The sequence below is a fragment of the Halalkalibaculum sp. DA3122 genome (assembly GCF_043951865.1).
Classification (GTDB): domain Bacteria; phylum Bacteroidota; class Rhodothermia; order Balneolales; family Balneolaceae; genus JAMQKA01.
The window spans coordinates 1-18,157 of the sequence record NZ_JBINJF010000006.1 but is presented as its reverse complement, the minus strand read 5'-3'; the positions used below and the strand labels follow the sequence as shown (position 1 = coordinate 18,157).

Sequence of the window (18,157 nt, the reverse complement as noted above, 5' to 3'; positions counted from 1 at the left end):
AAACATATGCAAGACCCCGTGCAGGCGTTCCGTTTGACCTGAAAAAACCTGACAGGTGATGAGGCATCCGCTTCATCACCTTTTTTATTCCGGCCGGATTATTTATGCGGGCTGGTGTTAGAAACAATATGTGGTAGCAGTTGCACCCGATACCATCAATATGTAGCTTTAACATACTAATCAAAGAATGAAGTAACATAATTGGACGATCCCGGCAGTATAGGTTTACATACGATTGCATACCTGTTACAAGAGGCAGCGGTATATCACGAAACGTTCGACCCTGTCGATCTCTCCATCCAGCTGGTGATTGTGGTGGTGGGATTGCTGTTTTCGGCGATATTTTCAGGTTCCGAGGTTGCGTTTTTTTCGATTTCCAACCAGATCGACCTGCTGGATCAGAGTGAAACAGAGGGAGCCGCGGATCAGCTGATCATCCGGATGCTGGAGAAGCCACGCCGGCTGCTGGCCACAATTCTCATCGGAAATACATTTGCCAATATCATAACATCGGTATTGGCAGCGGTGATAACCGGCAACCTGGCGGTATACCTGGGGTATTCCGAAGTCGTCGTCTATATCGTCGAGGTGGTCGTTCTTACGTTCACCATTTTAATCCTCAGCGAGATTACCCCAAAAATTATTGCGATCAACAACCCGCTGAAAAGTTCCCGCCGGCTGGCCCGTTTTATATACGTGTTTTACTGGTTGCTGAAACCGCTCTCCAAGCTTATCGCCGAAAGTACACTCAGCCTGGAAGAACGGCTCCCCAAGCCGGAGAACCGGATGTCCAGCGAAGATATTATGACGATGGCCGAAGTGGGAGAGCTGGAGGGCTCGATCCGCAGCGATGAGCGCGAGATTATCGAAAATGTGATTGAGTTCGGCACCACCTCGGTGCGGGAAATTATGACCTCCCGCGTGAACATTGTCGCCGTTTCGACTGACGATACGCTGGAAAACGTTTTAAAGCAGATCCGCGAAAAGGGGTTTTCCCGCATGCCGCTTTTTGAGAATGACCTTGATAATATTTTAGGTATAATCTATTCAAAAGACGTACTTCCATATATCAATTCCGATATTGAACGGACGACGATCAACTGGCGGACCATCGCCCGAAAGCCGCTTTTTGTTCCCGCAACCAAGAAATTGGATGATCTGCTGCGGGTATTTCAGCAGGAAAAAACCCACATCGCCATCGTGGTGGATGAATATGGCGGCACGGAAGGACTGATTACGCTGGATGACATACTGGAGGAGATCGTGGGAGAGATCTCTGACGACTACGAGACCAGTGATGAGCAGCTGTTTAGAGAGTTTAAAAACGGCGTGTTTATTTTTGACGCCCGTATCGACCTCGATGATATGGAGGAGATTGTGGGGTTTGAACTGACCAGTGACGAAGATGAATATGAGACGCTTGGCGGACTGGTATACCACCTGACAGAGCGGATTCCGAATGTGGGGGAGCGGGTCTATTTCAAGGGACTGGAGCTGACGATTCATTCGGTCCAAAACAACCGGGTCCGCAAGTTGAGGGTAAAATTGAATCCCGATGACACTTCCCACAGAAAACGAACTCCGCTCAAAAACGAGGATTAAGAGTTCAACGGCATGTCTGATACCATCTTGATGCAACTAAAAGAGAATCACAGCCTGAAACCCTACAATACCCTTGGAGTTGAGGCAAAAGCAGAACAATTCATTTCGATCGGGGCAGTGGATCAGCTTGTTCAGGTGTTGACCGATCCGAATTTCAGGGATATTGACAAGTGTGTTCTCGGGGGAGGCAGCAATGTGCTTTTCAGGGATGATGTTAAAGGACTTGTACTCCACATCTCGATCAAGGGAATCCACAAGGTCAGGGAAGATAAAAACCATGTGTGGGTCCGTTCGGGAGCGGGAGTGATTTGGCACGATCTGGTCCTGCACTGCGTTGAGAGGGGATGGGGCGGTATCGAAAACCTCTCCCTGATTCCGGGTACCGTCGGGGCGGCTCCCATCCAGAATATTGGTGCGTATGGAGCCGAGCTAAAGGATGTGTTTGAATCGCTGGAAGCGGTGGAGACGGAGACCGGTGAGGTACGGACTTTTACCTACGATGAGTGCCGATTTGGTTACCGCGACAGTATTTTTAAAAATGAGTTGAAGGGGAAATATATTATTACCCATTGTACGCTACGGCTGTCCAGGCATCCGGAGGTGAACACCTCGTACGGGGCGATACAAGCCCGCCTGGAAGAGCGGGGAGTTACAGATCCGACCATCCGGGATATCAGTGAAACCGTTATCGATATACGCAGGAGCAAGCTTCCTGACCCAGACGCGCTGGGCAATGCGGGCAGCTTTTTCAAAAATCCCGTTGTGAGTAAGGAGAAATATGATCAACTGAAACGGCGATATCCCGAAATCCCGGGGTATCCGCTTGAGGGACCGGTCGTGAAAGTGCCGGCGGGATGGCTTATTGAGGAAACCGGCTGGAAGGGGAAGGTTGTGGGCAACGCCGGAACCTATCACAACCAGGCACTGGTGATTGTCAATCACGGTGGAGCCACCGGGACGGAGATATTGCAGCTTGCCGAAAAGGTGAAAACGGCTGTGCATGAGAGATTCGGTATAGAACTGGAACCGGAAGTGAATATCATACCGTAAAGGGCCCATGTCCGCGGAAGAATCAGAACAACAATTGTTTACCAGGCACCTTTTCCGCACCGCCTGCACCTGTCCCACCAAGCTGTATTACAAGGCGAATCCTGTCACCTATCCCGAACAGCGGAATATCTGGCCGTTTATCGCCCATATCCGTTATAACAAGCGCCAGTTGAGGTTGCTGCTTCAGCGGTTGTACCCTGAAGGAACTGCGGTGGAGTCCCGGGCATATCATGATGCGGCGGAAGAAACCCGGCGGAGGCTGAAGCAGAACCGCGTTGTACTTTTTAACTCCACTTTTTTGCACGAGCTGTTTGCAGTACGTATTCCGGTACTCGAGAAAGAGGGGAGGCGCGTTCGAGTTTATAACCTGCAGTCGAAGGTATTTGATCCCGATCGCCATTCCCTGTCCGACCGAAACGGCAGAATTCACTCCAGATGGAGAAAGTATTTGCGGGATTTTTCTTTTCAGCTATTTGTAATTCAGCAACAGTTTCCGGAATGGAGACTGGAGGGCTACCTGGTGATGCCTGACAAGAGAGGAACCGCCGCTGTTGACAACCTGGATCAGATGCTGGCCGCGGGAGAGCCGGTGGAGCGGGATGGGTTGTCGAACCTGCTCGCCTTTGTGCCGGCCATGGAACAGATCGAAGCGCTGTGGGAGGGCAAAGAGCCGCTGTTTGAAAAGGGAAATGCGCCGCTTGGGATGGAGTCGTTATCCTTTGAAGAGGTGGTCCGTCAATCCGCCCGTTGGTATGCGGACGGAGATAAAATTGTGACCCCCCTGGGCGGGAAGTGTGCAAATTGTGAATATAGGGTGGATTCCGACAAGCTGCGCAAAGGAGAAAAAAGTGGTTTTGAGGAATGCTGGCAGCATATTCTGGAAAACCGGGACGGAGAGGCACATATTTTTGACCTTATCGGCGCGGGCAATGGTCAGCTGATCGAAGACCGGGTATTTCTTCAGCAGGAAATTTCGCTGAATGACAAAGTCACTCCCCGGGAGATTGCAGAATCTGAAGGCCGTATAACAGATCTCCACCGGCGCATATTACAGGTGGCCAAAGCCCGGGGAGAGCCGGTGCCCCGCGAGATTGTCAAGCCGCCGCTGTTCAGGGAGCTTGAAAAGTGGCAATATCCACTCCACTTTCTCGATTTTGAAGCGGGTAGTTTTGCGGTGCCACTCCGGGCCGGACGAAATCCATATCACCAGGTCGTATTTCAATACTCGTGCCACACGCTTCACGCTGATGGTTCACTCGTTCATCATCAATGGGTACATCCAGGGAGGGGAGGATATGCCCATTATCAGCTGGTCTCAGAGTTAAAAAAGATCCCGGGATTTCGAGAGGGCACCATCATCCACTACTCGGGTTTTGAACGGTCCGCACTGAGACGTATCCTGGCGGAATTCAAAGAGGAATCTGAACAGCACACAGAGTACTCGGAGCTAATCAACTGGCTGGAAACGATTGTTTACGACCGATACTCCAGGCCGCTCATGGCCGATATGGGAAGATTGTTGAAAAATTATTATTACAACGAACAGATGGAGGATTCACTGAGCATCAAAGATATCCTGGTGACCGTCATGAAAGTGAGTCCCGCAGTACAAAAACGGTTTTCAACGCCCTATCACAGCAGCAATTTTAAGAATATTGTCTGGTGGCAGTGTGAGGACGGGAGGCTTCGGGATCCCTACGAGATGATACGAGAGCGACAGGAGCATGCCATTGGTCGCGGAACAGAGGCGATGGTGGCATACGGCCAGTTGCGGACGGGCGAAAATGGAGCCGAAAAGCGAGGTCAGCTGATTGACGGACTGCTCAGTTACTGCGAGCTGGATACCCTTGCGATGGTGATGATCTACCTGCACTGGGAAGCGTTGCTGCGTGAGCAACAAACTGAATAATTCAGAATTTCAGGCATTCCCTGTTTTTTAAACGCAGGAAAAACGGATGAGTAAATTTCAGAATTAGTTTATTTTCGGCTTCTACAGTGTCATGGAACTATTTATATTGCAACAGCTTTAAATGGATTCACAAATGAGAGCTCATAAAGGAAATAGTATGGTTCGTTTACTTGCGTGGTTTTCAATACCGGTACTGGTAGTTTCGCTAACGGTATCAGCCTGTGTGGTGCAGAAAAACCCGGTGTCAGGCAAAAAACGGGCGTACGGCTACAGCTGGGAAGAGGAGCTCCGCATAGGCAAGGAAGCTGATGGACAGATTCAACAGCAATATGGAGTGTATGATGACGAGGAAATTATCAATTATGTTGAGGAGCTTGGCCAGGAGGTCCTCGCTGTCAGCCATATGCGCCGGGAGGATACCGATCCCAGGTACAGGAATACCGAATTTTACTTCCGGGTGCTGAGCAGCCCGGTAGTCAACGCTTTTGCCCTGCCGGGAGGCTATATTTATGTCACCCGGGGACTTCTTGCGCATCTCAATAACGAGGCGCAGCTTGTCGTGGTGTTGGGCCATGAAATTGGTCACGTAGCCGCTCGTCATGCCTCCCAGCGGGCGTTTGAGCAACAGATCGGCCAAATTGCGCTGGTGGGGGGCGCCATTGCCGGACAGGAGCTGCTGGGACTGCCGGGGCAGGATCTTTTGAATCTGGGGAGCACTGCCACGCAGCTGATGTTTCTCAAGTACGGGCGGGATGACGAGCGCGAGTCGGACCGCCTGGGAGTGGAGTATGCCGCCAGGAAAAACTATGTGGCGGCCGAAGGAGCCGCCTTTTTTACCTCGCTCAAGCGACTTTCAGAAGATTCTGGTCAGAATATCCCCTCATTTTTGTCGACTCACCCTGAACCCGGAGAACGCGAGAAAACGATTCCCGAGCTGGCAGAGCGCTGGCGCGAGAAGGGTTTTGAGCAGTCCAAGCTTAATAAAGAAACCTACATGAATATATTGGATGGGATTATCTACGGGAATAATCCCAGAGAAGGATTTACCGAAAACAATCGGTTCTACCATCCTGAACTCGAATTCCAGTTCCCGGTGCCGGCAGACTGGCAGGTCATCAATGAACCGAGCCGGGTTGTGATGGCCAATCAGGAGGGGAACGCCGTGATGATTATGCAGATCGATGCTGAAGCGGACGGGCCTCGGCAATCGGTACAGAATTTCGTGAGCCAGGATGGCATAACAGTGGTAGATCAGGCGGAGACCCAAAGTGGCAACCTGCCGGCTTATGAAGCGGAGGCGGAGGCCGTAACCCAGGATGGAACCGAGCTGGGTATTTATGCCTACGGCGTAGAGTACGGCGGCAATATTTACCGATTTATCTCCTACACCACGCTCGCCCAGTACAATGCACAAAAACCCAATTTTACGGCAACTACCGGTCAGTTCAGCCAGCTTACAGATCCCGAAATTTTGAATATACAGCCGGTAAGACTGCAGGTCATCAAGGCCGACCGCACCGGTTCTTTTCGTTCGTTTTTGCCGGATGAGCTTCCGATGGATATCACGGTCGATGAAATGGCGATAGTGAACCAGCTGGAGGCCGACGACCAGGTTGAGCAGGGGAGCTATCTTAAGATTCCACGTCAATAGAGTATTCTCTGCAAGTGAAAATGCCGAGTTGAACTGTCAATACAGTTGCAAAACAGCTTCAATATGGCTGACGTTATTTGTATTTTATAACCATTCAGAAACGAATATACGGGAGATGGCGTTAGTAGCCTTCTCCACATCTTTTGCACCCAACTATGAGGCATGTATAACGATTCGTTCGGAAATTCCATGAAGCGCGGATATTTCGGTCTTCCGATCGCTATCCGTACGATAATCACCATCAATGTGGTGATGTTTTTACTACAGGTGTTCGGGTTGAACAGTTTCTTCATCCAGGCGATGGCGTTCAATCCCGACCTGCCCACCGCTGTTATTCAGCCCTGGCGCCTGGTCACGTACATGTTCCTGCACGCCGGTGGATTTCACCTGTTGTTCAATATGCTCTGGCTCTGGTGGATGGGGCGTTCTGTCGAGCAGCATCTTGGTCCGCGTACATTTTCTGTGATCTATTTTGGATCGGGCATCGGCGGGGCCCTGCTCGATATAGCGTTTGCGCAGTTTGTGGGCATTAATCTCGTGATCGGGGCGTCCGGTGCGGTGTTTGGAATAATGGTGGCGTTTGCCATGCTTTTTCCACGCATGCCGATCATGCTGTTTCTGCTTCCCCCGATTGAAGCACGGTATGTGGTGGCCGGCCTTATTGCACTGGACCTGCTGTTCCTGGGATCCTCCGACAATACCGCCCGGATTGTTCACCTGGGAGGAGCCGGAATCGGCTACCTGTTGATGCGTTATCACCAGCAGGGTTTTGATCTAAGTGGCCTGGTTCGCCCGCTGGAACAGTTTTGGTATAACCTGAAAGGGACTTACCAGAAAAAGAAGAGTACAAGAAAATCGAGCAACTTGCGTTCTGTATCGGACGTGGAAATTGTGGAAGAAGAATCGGAACAGTCTGAACTGGACAAGATACTTGAAAAAATTTCCAGGAAAGGGTATGACGGCCTGACCAAGGAGGAAAAGCAGAAACTGTTTGAACTCAGCAAAAAAAATTGAATATGTTTGTGTTTGGCGATGCTGAGACACAAGACCGTAAACAGCGGTATTCCCTGCACGGACCGGTTATTTACAACTCAACAATCAGAATTTAGTCTATGTCCAATATCAAACGACGTAAATCTATCCAGGTGATGGTCGGTGACGTCCCTGTCGGCGGCGGTGCACCGATCGTGGTACAGTCGATGACCAACACCGATACGGCCGATATAGATGCAACGGTAGACCAGATTAGGTATTTACATGAGGCGGGATCAGAACTCGTAAGAATTACAGTCAATAACAAACAGGCGGCAGAGGCGGTACCCTACATCAAGGAAAAGCTGCTCAATCAGGATGTGACGGTTCCGGTTATCGGTGATTTCCATTACAACGGGCATAAACTGCTGCCCGCTTATCCTGAGATGGCCAAGGCTCTGGCCAAGTACAGGATAAACCCCGGGAACGTGGGGACGCGGCAGCGGGATGAAAATTTTTGCACGATTGTGGAACAGGCCATTAAATATGACAAGCCGGTTCGCATCGGCGTCAACTGGGGGTCACTGGACCAACAATTGCTGGCACAAAAGATGGATGAGAACAACGAGCGCGAAATTCCCAAATCTTCCAAGCAGGTGATGCTTGACACCATGGTTGAAAGTGCCCGCCGTTCGGCTGAACTGGCCGAAGAAGTTGGGCTCGGCTCCAACAAAATTATTATAAGCTGCAAAATGAGCGGGGTACAGGATGTGATATCGGTGTACCGGCGGATTGCCGAAATTACCGAGTATCCGCTGCATGTAGGTCTGACGGAAGCCGGAATGGGGATGAAGGGCATTGTTGCCAGTAGCACGGCACTTTCAGTGCTCCTGCAAGAGGGCATCGGAGACACGATACGCGTTTCGCTGACCCCGAAACCGGGCGGAGATCGGGCAGAAGAAGTACGTGTGTGCCAACAGATACTGCAATCGCTGGGAATCCGGAACTTCATCCCCCAGGTTACCGCCTGTCCCGGCTGCGGTCGTACGAACAGCACCTATTTCCAGGAACTGGCCGATGAAATCCAGGAGTATTTGCGCGAGATGATGCCTGTCTGGCGCGAGATGTATCCGGGAGTGGAGGAGATGGATGTGGCCGTCATGGGATGCGTGGTCAATGGGCCCGGAGAATCGCGAAACGCCAATATCGGGATTTCACTGCCCGGTACATTTGAGGAACCTGCCGCTCCCGTATACATGGATGGAGAACACTATACCACGCTGAGGGGAGAAGGGATTGGCGAAGAGTTCCGCAGCATCCTGGATGAATACGTGATGCGCAATTACTCCCAATCCCAAGCCAATGGACAGGACGCAGAGGAGGAAGAGACCGGAGTGGAGGGATAGCGCCGCTCCCGTAAGGCTCAAGACCCTGCCACGTTAATTTTTGCCACAAGCCTGCCTGCGGTACTGAATTTCGAGGTCATGCTGATGGAACAAATTTGTTGATCCTTTTTTAACCATTCTATTGAACCCGTTCGAACACCCCGGCAGAGCCATATTACGCATTCTAGTATTAGCGGTTATTTTATTATATTCCGTTCATTTTGAAACCAGGCTTGTGCAACAGGTATGAAATTTTTTTTCATACTTTTCATAGTATTTATGACCGCCACAGGCGTGGCATCTGCGCAGGATACTGCTGCCGATTCGTTACTGGCGAAAGCAGATTCCCTGTACGATCATTTTTATGAAGCTAAGGCATTGGAATTGTATACCTCCATTTTGAATCGTCATCCAGACCATTATACTGCTCTTTGGCGGGCCAGTTTTTTATACTCCAGGATCGGGTTTCGACTTGACAGCAAAGAGCGGCAGCAAGCGTACTACGAGAAGGGGATCGCATTGGCCGGGCGTGCCCTGAATGTTGACTCCACGGATACGCACTCCCACTTTGTAATGGCCGCGGCCCTTGGTCGCAAGGCGATGATATCCGGTGCCAGGGAACGGGTGAAAGCCGCACATTCAATCAAGCACCATGCCGAGCGGGCCATCCGCCTGGACAGCACCAACGCCGGGGGCTGGCATGTTCTGGGCCGCCTGCATTTCAGGCTGGCTAACCTGAGTTTTGTAGAACAGCTTGCGGCAAATACGCTCTACGGTGGACTCCCTGAAAGCGATGAGGCCACGGCGGTCCGCTCAGTGGAAAAGGCTATAGAACTGGAACCCGAGCGCCTGCTCTATTATTATGATTTGGCCAGAATGTACAAACACCTCGGGAAGGAACAACAGGCCATTTCAGCTTGCGAGGACGCCCTCCGACGTGACCCTTTATCCCCTGCCGACCCCGGCTGGCTGGATAAGTGCCAAAAAATGATCAAGGATTTTCAATAACGTATCTGACAACTATTTAACAAAAAAGCATAACAGTTGAACTATGTCTGAACAAAAACTCCAAAAAATTGGTGTGCTTACTTCCGGCGGAGATGCCCCCGGCATGAATGCCGCCATCCGGGCGGTGGTTAGATCATGTATCTACTACGATGTAACTCCGTACGGCATCCGTGAAGGCTATGAAGGATTGATACAGAACGATATGTATCGAATGGAAGCGGGATCGGTGAAGCATATTATTCACCAGGGGGGTACCATCCTGAAATCGACCCGGAGCCATCAATTCAGAAATAAAAAGGGCCGGGAAAAGGCACATGAAAACCTGATTAAGCGCGACATCGATGCCCTTGTGGTTATTGGTGGAGACGGAACGTTTAAAGGGGCCGACATTTTTGGCCGCGAGTTTGATTTTCCCGTCCTGGGTATTCCCGGTACCATCGACAACGATATTTCCGGGACCGATTTTACGATCGGGTTTGACACGGCAACCAACACCGTGGTGGAGGCGGTAGACCAGATCCGGGATACGGCCACCTCCCATAATCGCCTGTTTTTTATTGAGGTTATGGGCCGCGATTCCGGGTACATTGCGATCCACTCCGGTATCGCCGCGGGGGCTGAAGAGATCTTGATCCCCGAAAAAGATCGCGGCATGGACAAGCTGATAGAGTCGCTGGAAAAGAGTTCGCGCCGCAATAAGACCTCACGGCTGGTGATAGTGGCTGAGGGGGAAAAATCCGGCAGTATCTATGAGCTGGCCGACAGCGTAAAACAAAAGTTCGGCAAAGAGTATGAAATTAAAGTCACCGTGCTTGGCCATATCCAGCGGGGCGGGCGCCCGAGCTGTGCTGACCGGGTGCTGGCGAGTCGCCTGGGAGTGAGTGCTATCGAAGCTCTGCTGAACGGGGAAAGAGGAGTGATGGTAGGTGTTCAGAACCACAAAGTATGCTATACCGACCTGGACAACGCAACCAAGCAACAGCACACAATTGACGAGGACCTGTTGAAAATTGCTGATATCGTATCAATTTGACATGTAATTTAGTCTGAAAATATTTGTAAAATAGTAAGGGTTTAAGGCTTTTTCATTTAACGTTATATAGTGGGTTGAGTTATGCAAATGATGCAGCATCCAAGTAAGGATATCACGGTCAAAGAGACCCGTGAGAAGGTTCCCTATAAGACACCAGAGTGGGCCAAACATGTTATCTGGTATCAAATTTTCCCGGAGCGCTTCAGAAACGGGGATCCCACGAATGATCCCACTGCAGACCGCGTGAACGGCCCTGAAGGATGGGAGATAAGTCCGTGGACCGGCGACTGGTACCAGCGGGCCGAATGGGAAAAAAAGCTGGGACCAAAGTTCAGGGACAGCGTTTTTCACCGTCGGTACGGGGGCGATCTCCAGGGGATTCTGGACAAGCTGGATTATATCGAGGAGCTGGGGATCGGTGGAATTTACCTGAATCCCGTTTTTGATGCGGTCTCACTTCATAAGTACGATACCAGCCACTACCATCATGTCGATCGTTTTTTTGGTCCGGATCCGGAGGGCGATGTGGCAATCATGGAGCAGGAAGACCCGGCCGATCCGTCGACATGGCAGTGGACATCAGCGGACAAGCTGTTCCTGGAACTTATTGAGGAGGTACACAGCCGCGGGATGAGGATTATCATAGATGGAGTCTTCAATCACTCGGGAAGCGATTTCTGGGCCTTCCGGGATCTGAAGGAGAACCAGCAGGAGTCACCGTTCAGGGACTGGTACGATGTAATCTCTTTTAATCACCAGGATGGCAGTGAATTTGCATATCACGGCTGGTGGGGTATCAAGGATCTGCCCGAGTTCCAGGCACAGAATGGAACGCTCATTGAGCCGGTCCGTCAGCATATTTTTGATATTACCCGGCGCTGGATGGATCCCAACAGTGACGGCGATCCCTCAGACGGAATCGACGGCTGGCGGCTGGATGTGCCTGAAGAGGTGGGGCAGGATTTCTGGATTGAATGGCACCAGGTTGTCCGGGGAATAAACCCCGAGGCGTTCACTGTCGGGGAGATCTGGACCGATAACGCCGTCAATTACATCAATGCCGAGCAGTTTAATGCCTCCATGAACTACCGGTTTTTCCAGGCAGTGGAGGAATATATGATTGACCGGGATATCGGGGTGGAAGATTTTAGCAACTGGCTGGATGAGATTCGAAACAGCTATCCCGAAGAAGCAAATTATGTGCTGCAGAACCTGATGGAAAGCCATGACACGCCCCGGCTGGCGTCGATCATCGTAAATTCCGGGCGTAAATTTGACCAGTGGGGATTGCCGGCGGATGGTTTTAAGGTACGCAAGCCGAATGCAAAAGAGCGACAGCTGCAAAAGCTGATTGCCCTCTTGCAGTACACCTATATCGGGGCACCGATGGTATTTTACGGAACCGAGGCCGGCATGTGGGGTGCCGACGATCCCGATGATCGCAAACCGATGGTGTGGCCTGATATGGAGTATGAGGATGAAACCACGCATCCAATCAAGGGAATGCAGCGCCCGGCAGACAGCAACGAATTTGACCGGGACCTGTTCAACTGGTACAAAAAGCTTGGGCAGATCCGGAACAGACACGAGCTGTTGCGAACCGGGCAGTACCTCAATATTGTGAGCCGGGACGACCTGTTTGCTTTCGGTCGCCATCGAAAGAAGGAAAATCCAATGATTGTCGTCCTCAATCGTTCCGATAAAGATCGGAAAGTGACGCTCGATCTCTCCCCATTCATTGCCACTCCCGACACCTACCGAAACCTGCTGGATGAAACGATGGTGAAGGTGACCCTGGAGAACAAAGTGACGCTCCAGGTCTCTGCACTGTCGGGAGTCATCCTTGAACCGCAATAAGATCGGAAGTTCAATGCGCATTGATCCCCGGCATTTTAACAAATTTATGGCTGGTGTGGCGGTGGTAGCTGCCATTCTTATTGCGATTGCTACGCTCAACTACACCTCCGGCCGGGAGGATGCCTTCCAGCGGCAGATGATGGAAGCGGATTCTCTCGGATTGGTCAAGTTTCCCCGCATAACGAGTGGCGACAGCCTGCAGCTCAACCAGTTCAGGGGGCAGTATCTGCTGCTGGATTTCTGGTCTACATGGTCAGAGGCTTCGACCGAATCGCACGCGCAGCTCGCTGCAGAAACCCGGGGGGATTTAAGTGATTTGGCAGTGATCGCCGCTTCGGTACGCAATAGCCGGAACGAGATCCTGGAGTACCGGCAAACACACAACTACCCGTTTGTATATGTCGACGGGACAGCGTTTTATCGAACAATGAATTTACCGGGTGTTCCCAGCCAGGTTCTGTTTGACAAAGATGGGGAGGTTGTAGCCACGTTTGTCGGATATACGGATTCAACCCGGTATGACAGCCTGAAAGCCCACATTAGGAAATGAACTCCTCTCAACCCAGATGGATGTTGGTGAGTGGCCGTTACTGCAGGCAGGGAGAGCCCGTGCTCGCAGCGGATTCCCGGGCTGTACGCTATGGAGATGGCTGCTTTGAAACCTTTCGTTCCTACAGGGGGCGTTTTTTTTACCTGGGAGAACACCTCGAGCGATTGCGAAATGGACTGCAATACCTGCGCATTAGGCCCCCGTTCGAAATTGAGTGGGAATCTGTCAAGAAGAAAGTTATTACCCTTCTTCAAAAAAATAATCTTTACGATGGAGAGGCGGTGGTACGGATCCAGGTTTGGCGCGAGGGGAAACGGGGATTCCAGGTCTCAACAAGTGCAAAGGCCGGTTACTGTATTACCGCCGATCCGCTGCCAGCGATTTCATCCCCGGTCAGCCTGGCAACCGTTTCTGTACGGCGAATCCCGTCTGAAGCAATAGATCCACGGTACAAGCTCTCCAACAGCATCAATTACATCCAGGCGGCAACCGAAGCCACCGAGCGGGGTGCGGATGATGCGCTCATGCAGACTACGGACGGGTATATTTCTGAAACCACGATCGCCAACATATTCTGGATGCGCGGGAAGACAGTTTATACCCCCTCGGAACAGTGTGATATTCTTCCCGGTATCACCCGGGGCAGGATCCTGCACCTGTTGAAAACGGAATTGAATGCACCTGTCTCAGAGGGCGCGTTTTCCCTGGAACAGCTAAAAAAAGCAGATGCCGCCTGGATATGTAACTCCGTGCGGGAACTGGTGCCTGTGGCGTCAGTTGACGGGCACACGTTCCCAGGTGCTCATCCGTTTGTAAAAGAGCTGGAAAAAAAATTTAAATCCTATAGACAGAAGTTACTGGTTTGAATACCGTTGCCGGTGGCCTGTAGAGCGGGAATCCATTACTCTTATTCGAATTAATAATTTGAGCACAGCTGTAGTTGAAGTCAATTGACAATGATATCGATCTTTTGAGGTTGATTCCACCTCTGCAGGAAGAGGGGGCCGTGGTGCTCCTGGAGTCGCAGTCGTATACCCATCCGGCAGCTCAAAAAACGCTGCTGGCGGCGCGACCCCAAGCGGAAATATTTGTATACGAGAATCGCATTGTTATCCGGAGAGAAGGAGAGTATCAAGAAAAAACCGGGGCCGATGTGTGGGAAGAGCTGAAACAATTTCAGTCTCAGACAGATGGCTGGTTGTTCGGTTACCTGGGGTATGACCTCAAAAACCAGGTAGAACAGCTTTGTTCCGGGAATCAAGACCCGGTTCAGGCCCCGGACTTGTATATGATGAACCCGGGATTACTTGTAGAGGATACTTCAACGGGAAGGAGGATGTTGAAGGGAGATATAACCACCGATTCCCAGGTTCTGGATCTGGATCAAATTCCCACCGAATATACTATTGGAGATATTCGGCCGCAGGTTTCGGAGGAGGAGTATCGTGGCATGATCCGGAAGGCCCAGTCCGCCATTCAGGAGGGAACATATTATGAAATTAACCTATCCCACCAGATGAGAGGATCGTTTTCAGGGGCGCCACTCGGACTTTACGAAGATATGAAAAGCGCGGGACCGGTCCCTTTTGGTGCCTTTATCTCATTTAAAGACAGACACCAGGAATTTAGCATCTGCAGCGCTTCCCCGGAGCGTTTCCTGGGCAAACGGGCAAACCGCGTATTTTCCCAGCCGATCAAGGGAACGGTATCGCGGGGAGCAACAGCCGCAGAGGATCGGGACCTGAAAAGATGGCTCTCCTCGTCCGAAAAAAACAGGGCTGAAAACCTGATGATTGTAGACCTGGTTCGCAATGATCTCGGAAAAATTGCAACGCCGGGCTCGGTCAGGGTTTCAAACCTGTTTGAGGTTCAAACCTTTGAGACGGTACACCAGATGGTATCGACTGTTGAGGCGGAGGCGCCCGGCCGACACCCGGTAGATATTATCAGGGCCTGTTTCCCAATGGGATCGATGACGGGGGCACCCAAAATAAGCGCGATGCGTGGAATTGAGCACCTGGAGAACTACCGGCGCGGGATATATTCCGGGGCTATCGGGTACCTGGCGCCCGAAGGGGATATTGATTTTAACGTTGTTATTCGTACGGCTGTAATTCGCGGGGAAGAGCTTTTCTACTGCGTGGGGGGAGCGATCACCAGTGATTCCGATCCCCGGGAGGAATGGAGGGAAACACTGGTGAAAGCCAAAGCGTTGACGACTGCCGTTTCTCCGGAAAAATCCGGTGTGGCCAAAGAGCCTGACATATCCCGGTAGTTGCCGGTTCCCGTTTTACCAGTTGTAAGGCAAGAGTATCAATCGCTTAGGATCTGCTCAATCTGTTGCTCCTCATCATCACTGAGCTCCAGGTTTTGCTGGATCGCTGCGGCTTCTTCGATATGGCTGACCTTGCTGGCGCCGATCAGGGCGGAAGTTACCTGCGGTTTTCGCAGCACCCAGGTGAGCGCAAGCTGGGCCATGGTTTGTCCCCGCGCTTTCGCTATCTCATTCAACTTTTTTACCTTGGAAATTTTTTCTTCGGTGACCCCTTCTTTTTTTAGGAATCCACTTTCCCGGGCCGCGCGGGATCCTTCCGGAATACCATCGATATATTTATCGGTCAAAATGCCCTGGTCCAGGGGAGAAAAGACGATACTGCCGATGCCCTCTTCTTCAAGTGTTTCCAGCAGGTGGTCCTCCTCTACCCAGCGGTCGAACATGCTGTACCGGGGCTGATGGATGAGACAGGGCGTTCCCAGATCCCGCAGAATTTCAGCGGCTTTTTGGGTTCGTTCCGTCCCGTAATTGGAGATTCCAACATAGAGCGCCCGCCCGCTGCGGACGGCATAGTCGAGTGCACGCATCGTTTCTTCGAGCGGGGTATCCGGGTCGGGCCGGTGACTGTAAAAGATATCCACATAATCGAGCCCCATCCGTTTGAGGCTTTGATCCAGGCTGGCAATAAGATATTTGCGGGATCCCCAGTTACCATACGGTCCCGGCCACATCAGGTACCCGGCTTTGCTGGATATAATGAACTGATCCCGGTAGGAGCTGAGATCCTGGCTTAAGATTTGGCCGAAAGTTTTCTCGGCGGAACCGGGCGGCGGCCCGTAGTTGTTGGCCAGGTCGAAGTGGGTGATCCCCAGGTCAAATGCACGATGAATCATTTTTCGAGCATTTTCAAGGGTATCCACACCACCGAAGTTGTGCCAAAGACCCAGCGAAACCAGGGGCAGTTTGAGCCCGCTTTTTCCGCACCGGTTGTACTTCATTTGTTCATACCGATGGTCGGCGGGGAGATAGCTCATAAGAAATATAATAGTTTTCGTTTCGGTTTTGACTGGAACATCCTAAATAAAAATTCAGGGAATGAAAGGCAAAACAGAATACGGGGGGATGCGGCAGGCAAAGCAGGAAATGAAAAAGGGGAAGCACTATTGAATGCTTCCCCGATACCCTAACAGGTGATTATGGCAAGTGAAAGATCAGACCCGTTTATAGCTGGAGCACGGTCCTTCTTCCTTACCATTTTTTTCGCAGTCTTCTCTCGTCTCGAAGCCGCGCTGGGAGTGTTCCTTGATTTCCCCCTTTTGTTTGAGTCTCCATCTCCACTGGTCTAACTGATCCTTGTAAATTTCACACTTAGGCATAAATCTAACCTACTTTTATATTTTTGTAATTGGCAAATTATTGGTTGGCGCATATAGATATCAAGGCATGATGTTCTATAGCACAATAAATGGTTCGAACCTGAATATCTATATACCTGCAGTTGTTTCCAACCTGTTGAAGATAACAATTTTTGAAACCAAAATCGTTGCCGGCTTACCCTGGCATGTTTAGAAAGGATTTAACATATGAGTGGATTTCTTAACCAGGGTAAGAAACGCGGGTGCAAACGTTTTCATAATTTTTAATATTATTACATGCGAAAAAATGAGTGTGCACATGAAAGATCGGTAAACATTAAATAAAACCGGATTACCATGCTTGTACATTATGATACCAGGATGCAGATTATTGCACTTCTGTTGTTATCTGTTTTGGGGATGGCGTGCCAGCAGCAGCGTTCCGGCGAAGTCCCCGGGACGGCGGAAAGTGAGGCTGACACCACCTTGACCTCGGAGATGAGTGATACGCTGGATGCCATCTCGGAGCCGCTGGTCGATCATATGTATACGGCTGACCCGTCGGCGCACGTATTCAACGGAACACTTTATATCTATCCCTCTCACGACATTGAGTCTGGCGTGCCCCAGGATGATATGGGCAGTCATTTCAACATGAAGGACTATCATGTTTTTTCTATGGAAAAAGTGGGGGGAGAGGTTACCGACCACGGAGTTGCCCTCCATGTAGATGACGTACCGTGGGCAGAGCGACAGATGTGGGCACCCGATGCGGCGAAGAAAGGGGATACCTACTACTTCTATTTTCCGGCAAAAGATGAGAACGGGGTGTTCAGAATCGGGGCGGCGACCAGCGATTCGCCCACGGGACCGTTTGAGCCTGAGCCCGAACCTATTGAGGGGAGCTACAGTATCGATCCGGCTGTCTATAAAGATACGGACGGGACCTATTACATGTATTTTGGCGGAATTTGGGGTGGCCAGCTGCAGCGCTGGCAGACAGGTGAGTATGTAGAAGAGGATACCTATCCCGCAGATGATGAGCCCGCACTGGCCCCCAAAGTAGCCAGAATGAGCGGGGACATGTTGAGTTTTGCCGAACCTCCGAGGGATGTTCAGATCCTGGATGAAGAGGGCAACCCCATAACGGCCGGCGACAATAAACGCCGTTTTTTCGAGGCGGCATGGGTCCACAAGTATAACGGGAAATATTATTTTTCCTATTCTACCGGCGATACGCACTACATTGCCTATGCCATCGGAGACAGCCCGTATGGCCCATTCACGTACCAGGGAAATATTTTAGAACCGGAGATCGGGTGGACCAACCACCACTCCATTGCCGAGTTTAACGGGCAGTGGTCACTAGTGTCCGGTTTAAACTCATTGGTACTCAATGAGTTATGGAATGAAGCGTAAAATCTGTGAGATATTTTTCAAAATATGGTGTTTAAACATCATATACATACATTTTATCTCCCTAAAATAATTATGGCTGTGAGTAAAATAG

General features: G+C 50.9%; 14 protein-coding genes. 13 read left to right on the top strand and 1 reads right to left on the bottom strand.

Annotation, left to right across the window (positions count from 1 at the left end):
• Positions 1–201 precede the first annotated feature (201 nt).
• The 12 genes from ACG2F4_RS05610 (at position 202) to pabB (ending at position 15,292) form a co-directional block, all read left to right on the top strand.
• Positions 202–1,602, top strand: coding sequence for a hemolysin family protein (locus tag ACG2F4_RS05610; protein WP_395259232.1), 1,401 nt, complete (start codon positions 202–204; stop codon positions 1,600–1,602).
• Positions 1,603–1,614: 12 nt separating this feature from the next.
• Positions 1,615–2,652 (top strand): UDP-N-acetylmuramate dehydrogenase, encoded by a 1,038-nt coding sequence (murB, locus tag ACG2F4_RS05605; protein WP_395259231.1) that lies wholly within the window; start codon positions 1,615–1,617, stop codon positions 2,650–2,652.
• Between the two features lie 7 nt (positions 2,653–2,659).
• Positions 2,660–4,561: a DUF2779 domain-containing protein gene (locus tag ACG2F4_RS05600; RefSeq protein ID WP_395259230.1), complete on the top strand. Its 1,902-nt coding sequence runs from the start codon at positions 2,660–2,662 to the stop codon at positions 4,559–4,561.
• 157 nt (positions 4,562–4,718) lie between these two features.
• Positions 4,719–6,212: a M48 family metalloprotease gene (locus ACG2F4_RS05595; RefSeq protein WP_395259229.1), complete on the top strand. Its 1,494-nt coding sequence runs from the start codon at positions 4,719–4,721 to the stop codon at positions 6,210–6,212.
• Between the two features lie 162 nt (positions 6,213–6,374).
• Complete coding sequence (locus tag ACG2F4_RS05590) at positions 6,375–7,226, top strand: rhomboid family intramembrane serine protease (RefSeq protein WP_395259228.1); 852 nt, start codon at positions 6,375–6,377, stop codon at positions 7,224–7,226.
• A 98-nt stretch (positions 7,227–7,324) separates the two neighbouring features.
• Complete coding sequence (ispG, locus tag ACG2F4_RS05585; RefSeq protein ID WP_395259227.1) at positions 7,325–8,590, top strand: flavodoxin-dependent (E)-4-hydroxy-3-methylbut-2-enyl-diphosphate synthase; 1,266 nt, start codon at positions 7,325–7,327, stop codon at positions 8,588–8,590.
• Between the two features lie 225 nt (positions 8,591–8,815).
• The gene (locus ACG2F4_RS05580) at positions 8,816–9,577 is read left to right on the top strand and encodes a hypothetical protein (protein WP_395259226.1); all 762 of its coding nucleotides are present in this window, start codon (positions 8,816–8,818) and stop codon (positions 9,575–9,577) included.
• 43 nt (positions 9,578–9,620) lie between these two features.
• Complete coding sequence (gene pfkA, locus ACG2F4_RS05575; RefSeq protein ID WP_395259225.1) at positions 9,621–10,610, top strand: 6-phosphofructokinase; 990 nt, start codon at positions 9,621–9,623, stop codon at positions 10,608–10,610.
• Between the two features lie 87 nt (positions 10,611–10,697).
• Entirely contained in the window at positions 10,698–12,467 is a 1,770-nt protein-coding gene (locus ACG2F4_RS05570; protein ID WP_395259224.1) for a glycoside hydrolase family 13 protein, read from the top strand.
• A 13-nt stretch (positions 12,468–12,480) separates the two neighbouring features.
• Positions 12,481–13,017 carry a TlpA family protein disulfide reductase gene (locus ACG2F4_RS05565; protein WP_395259223.1) on the top strand — a complete coding sequence of 179 codons (537 nt, stop codon included), beginning with the start codon at positions 12,481–12,483 and terminating at the stop codon, positions 13,015–13,017.
• 26 nt (positions 13,018–13,043) lie between these two features.
• On the top strand, positions 13,044–13,883 hold the full coding sequence (locus ACG2F4_RS05560; RefSeq protein ID WP_395259222.1) for an aminotransferase class IV: 840 nt from the start codon (positions 13,044–13,046) through the stop codon (positions 13,881–13,883).
• 74 nt (positions 13,884–13,957) lie between these two features.
• Positions 13,958–15,292: an aminodeoxychorismate synthase component I gene (gene pabB, locus ACG2F4_RS05555; protein ID WP_395259221.1), complete on the top strand. Its 1,335-nt coding sequence runs from the start codon at positions 13,958–13,960 to the stop codon at positions 15,290–15,292.
• Between the two features lie 38 nt (positions 15,293–15,330).
• Here pabB and mgrA read toward each other — a convergent pair whose 3' ends face one another.
• Positions 15,331–16,326 (bottom strand): L-glyceraldehyde 3-phosphate reductase, encoded by a 996-nt coding sequence (gene mgrA / locus ACG2F4_RS05550; protein ID WP_395259220.1) that lies wholly within the window; start codon positions 16,324–16,326, stop codon positions 15,331–15,333.
• A 678-nt stretch (positions 16,327–17,004) separates the two neighbouring features.
• Between mgrA and ACG2F4_RS05545 the strand changes: the two genes are divergently transcribed.
• On the top strand, positions 17,005–18,066 hold the full coding sequence (locus ACG2F4_RS05545) for a glycoside hydrolase family 43 protein (protein ID WP_395259219.1): 1,062 nt from the start codon (positions 17,005–17,007) through the stop codon (positions 18,064–18,066).
• The last annotated feature ends 91 nt before the right edge of the window (positions 18,067–18,157 follow it).

Bases quoted from the DNA above. Each gene is read 5' to 3' on its own strand.
- murB (WP_395259231.1), top strand. From the start codon at position 1,615: ATGTCTGATACCATCTTGATGCAACTAAAAGAGAATCACAGCCTGAAA.
- ACG2F4_RS05600 (WP_395259230.1), top strand. From the start codon at position 2,660: ATGTCCGCGGAAGAATCAGAACAACAATTGTTTACCAGGCACCTTTTC.
- ACG2F4_RS05595 (WP_395259229.1), top strand. From the start codon at position 4,719: ATGGTTCGTTTACTTGCGTGGTTTTCAATACCGGTACTGGTAGTTTCG.
- ACG2F4_RS05590 (WP_395259228.1), top strand. From the start codon at position 6,375: ATGTATAACGATTCGTTCGGAAATTCCATGAAGCGCGGATATTTCGGT.
- ispG (WP_395259227.1), top strand. From the start codon at position 7,325: ATGTCCAATATCAAACGACGTAAATCTATCCAGGTGATGGTCGGTGAC.
- ACG2F4_RS05580 (WP_395259226.1), top strand. From the start codon at position 8,816: ATGAAATTTTTTTTCATACTTTTCATAGTATTTATGACCGCCACAGGC.
- pfkA (WP_395259225.1), top strand. From the start codon at position 9,621: ATGTCTGAACAAAAACTCCAAAAAATTGGTGTGCTTACTTCCGGCGGA.
- ACG2F4_RS05570 (WP_395259224.1), top strand. From the start codon at position 10,698: ATGATGCAGCATCCAAGTAAGGATATCACGGTCAAAGAGACCCGTGAG.
- ACG2F4_RS05565 (WP_395259223.1), top strand. From the start codon at position 12,481: ATGCGCATTGATCCCCGGCATTTTAACAAATTTATGGCTGGTGTGGCG.
- mgrA (WP_395259220.1), bottom strand. From the start codon at position 16,326: ATGAGCTATCTCCCCGCCGACCATCGGTATGAACAAATGAAGTACAAC.
- ACG2F4_RS05545 (WP_395259219.1), top strand. From the start codon at position 17,005: ATGCTTGTACATTATGATACCAGGATGCAGATTATTGCACTTCTGTTG.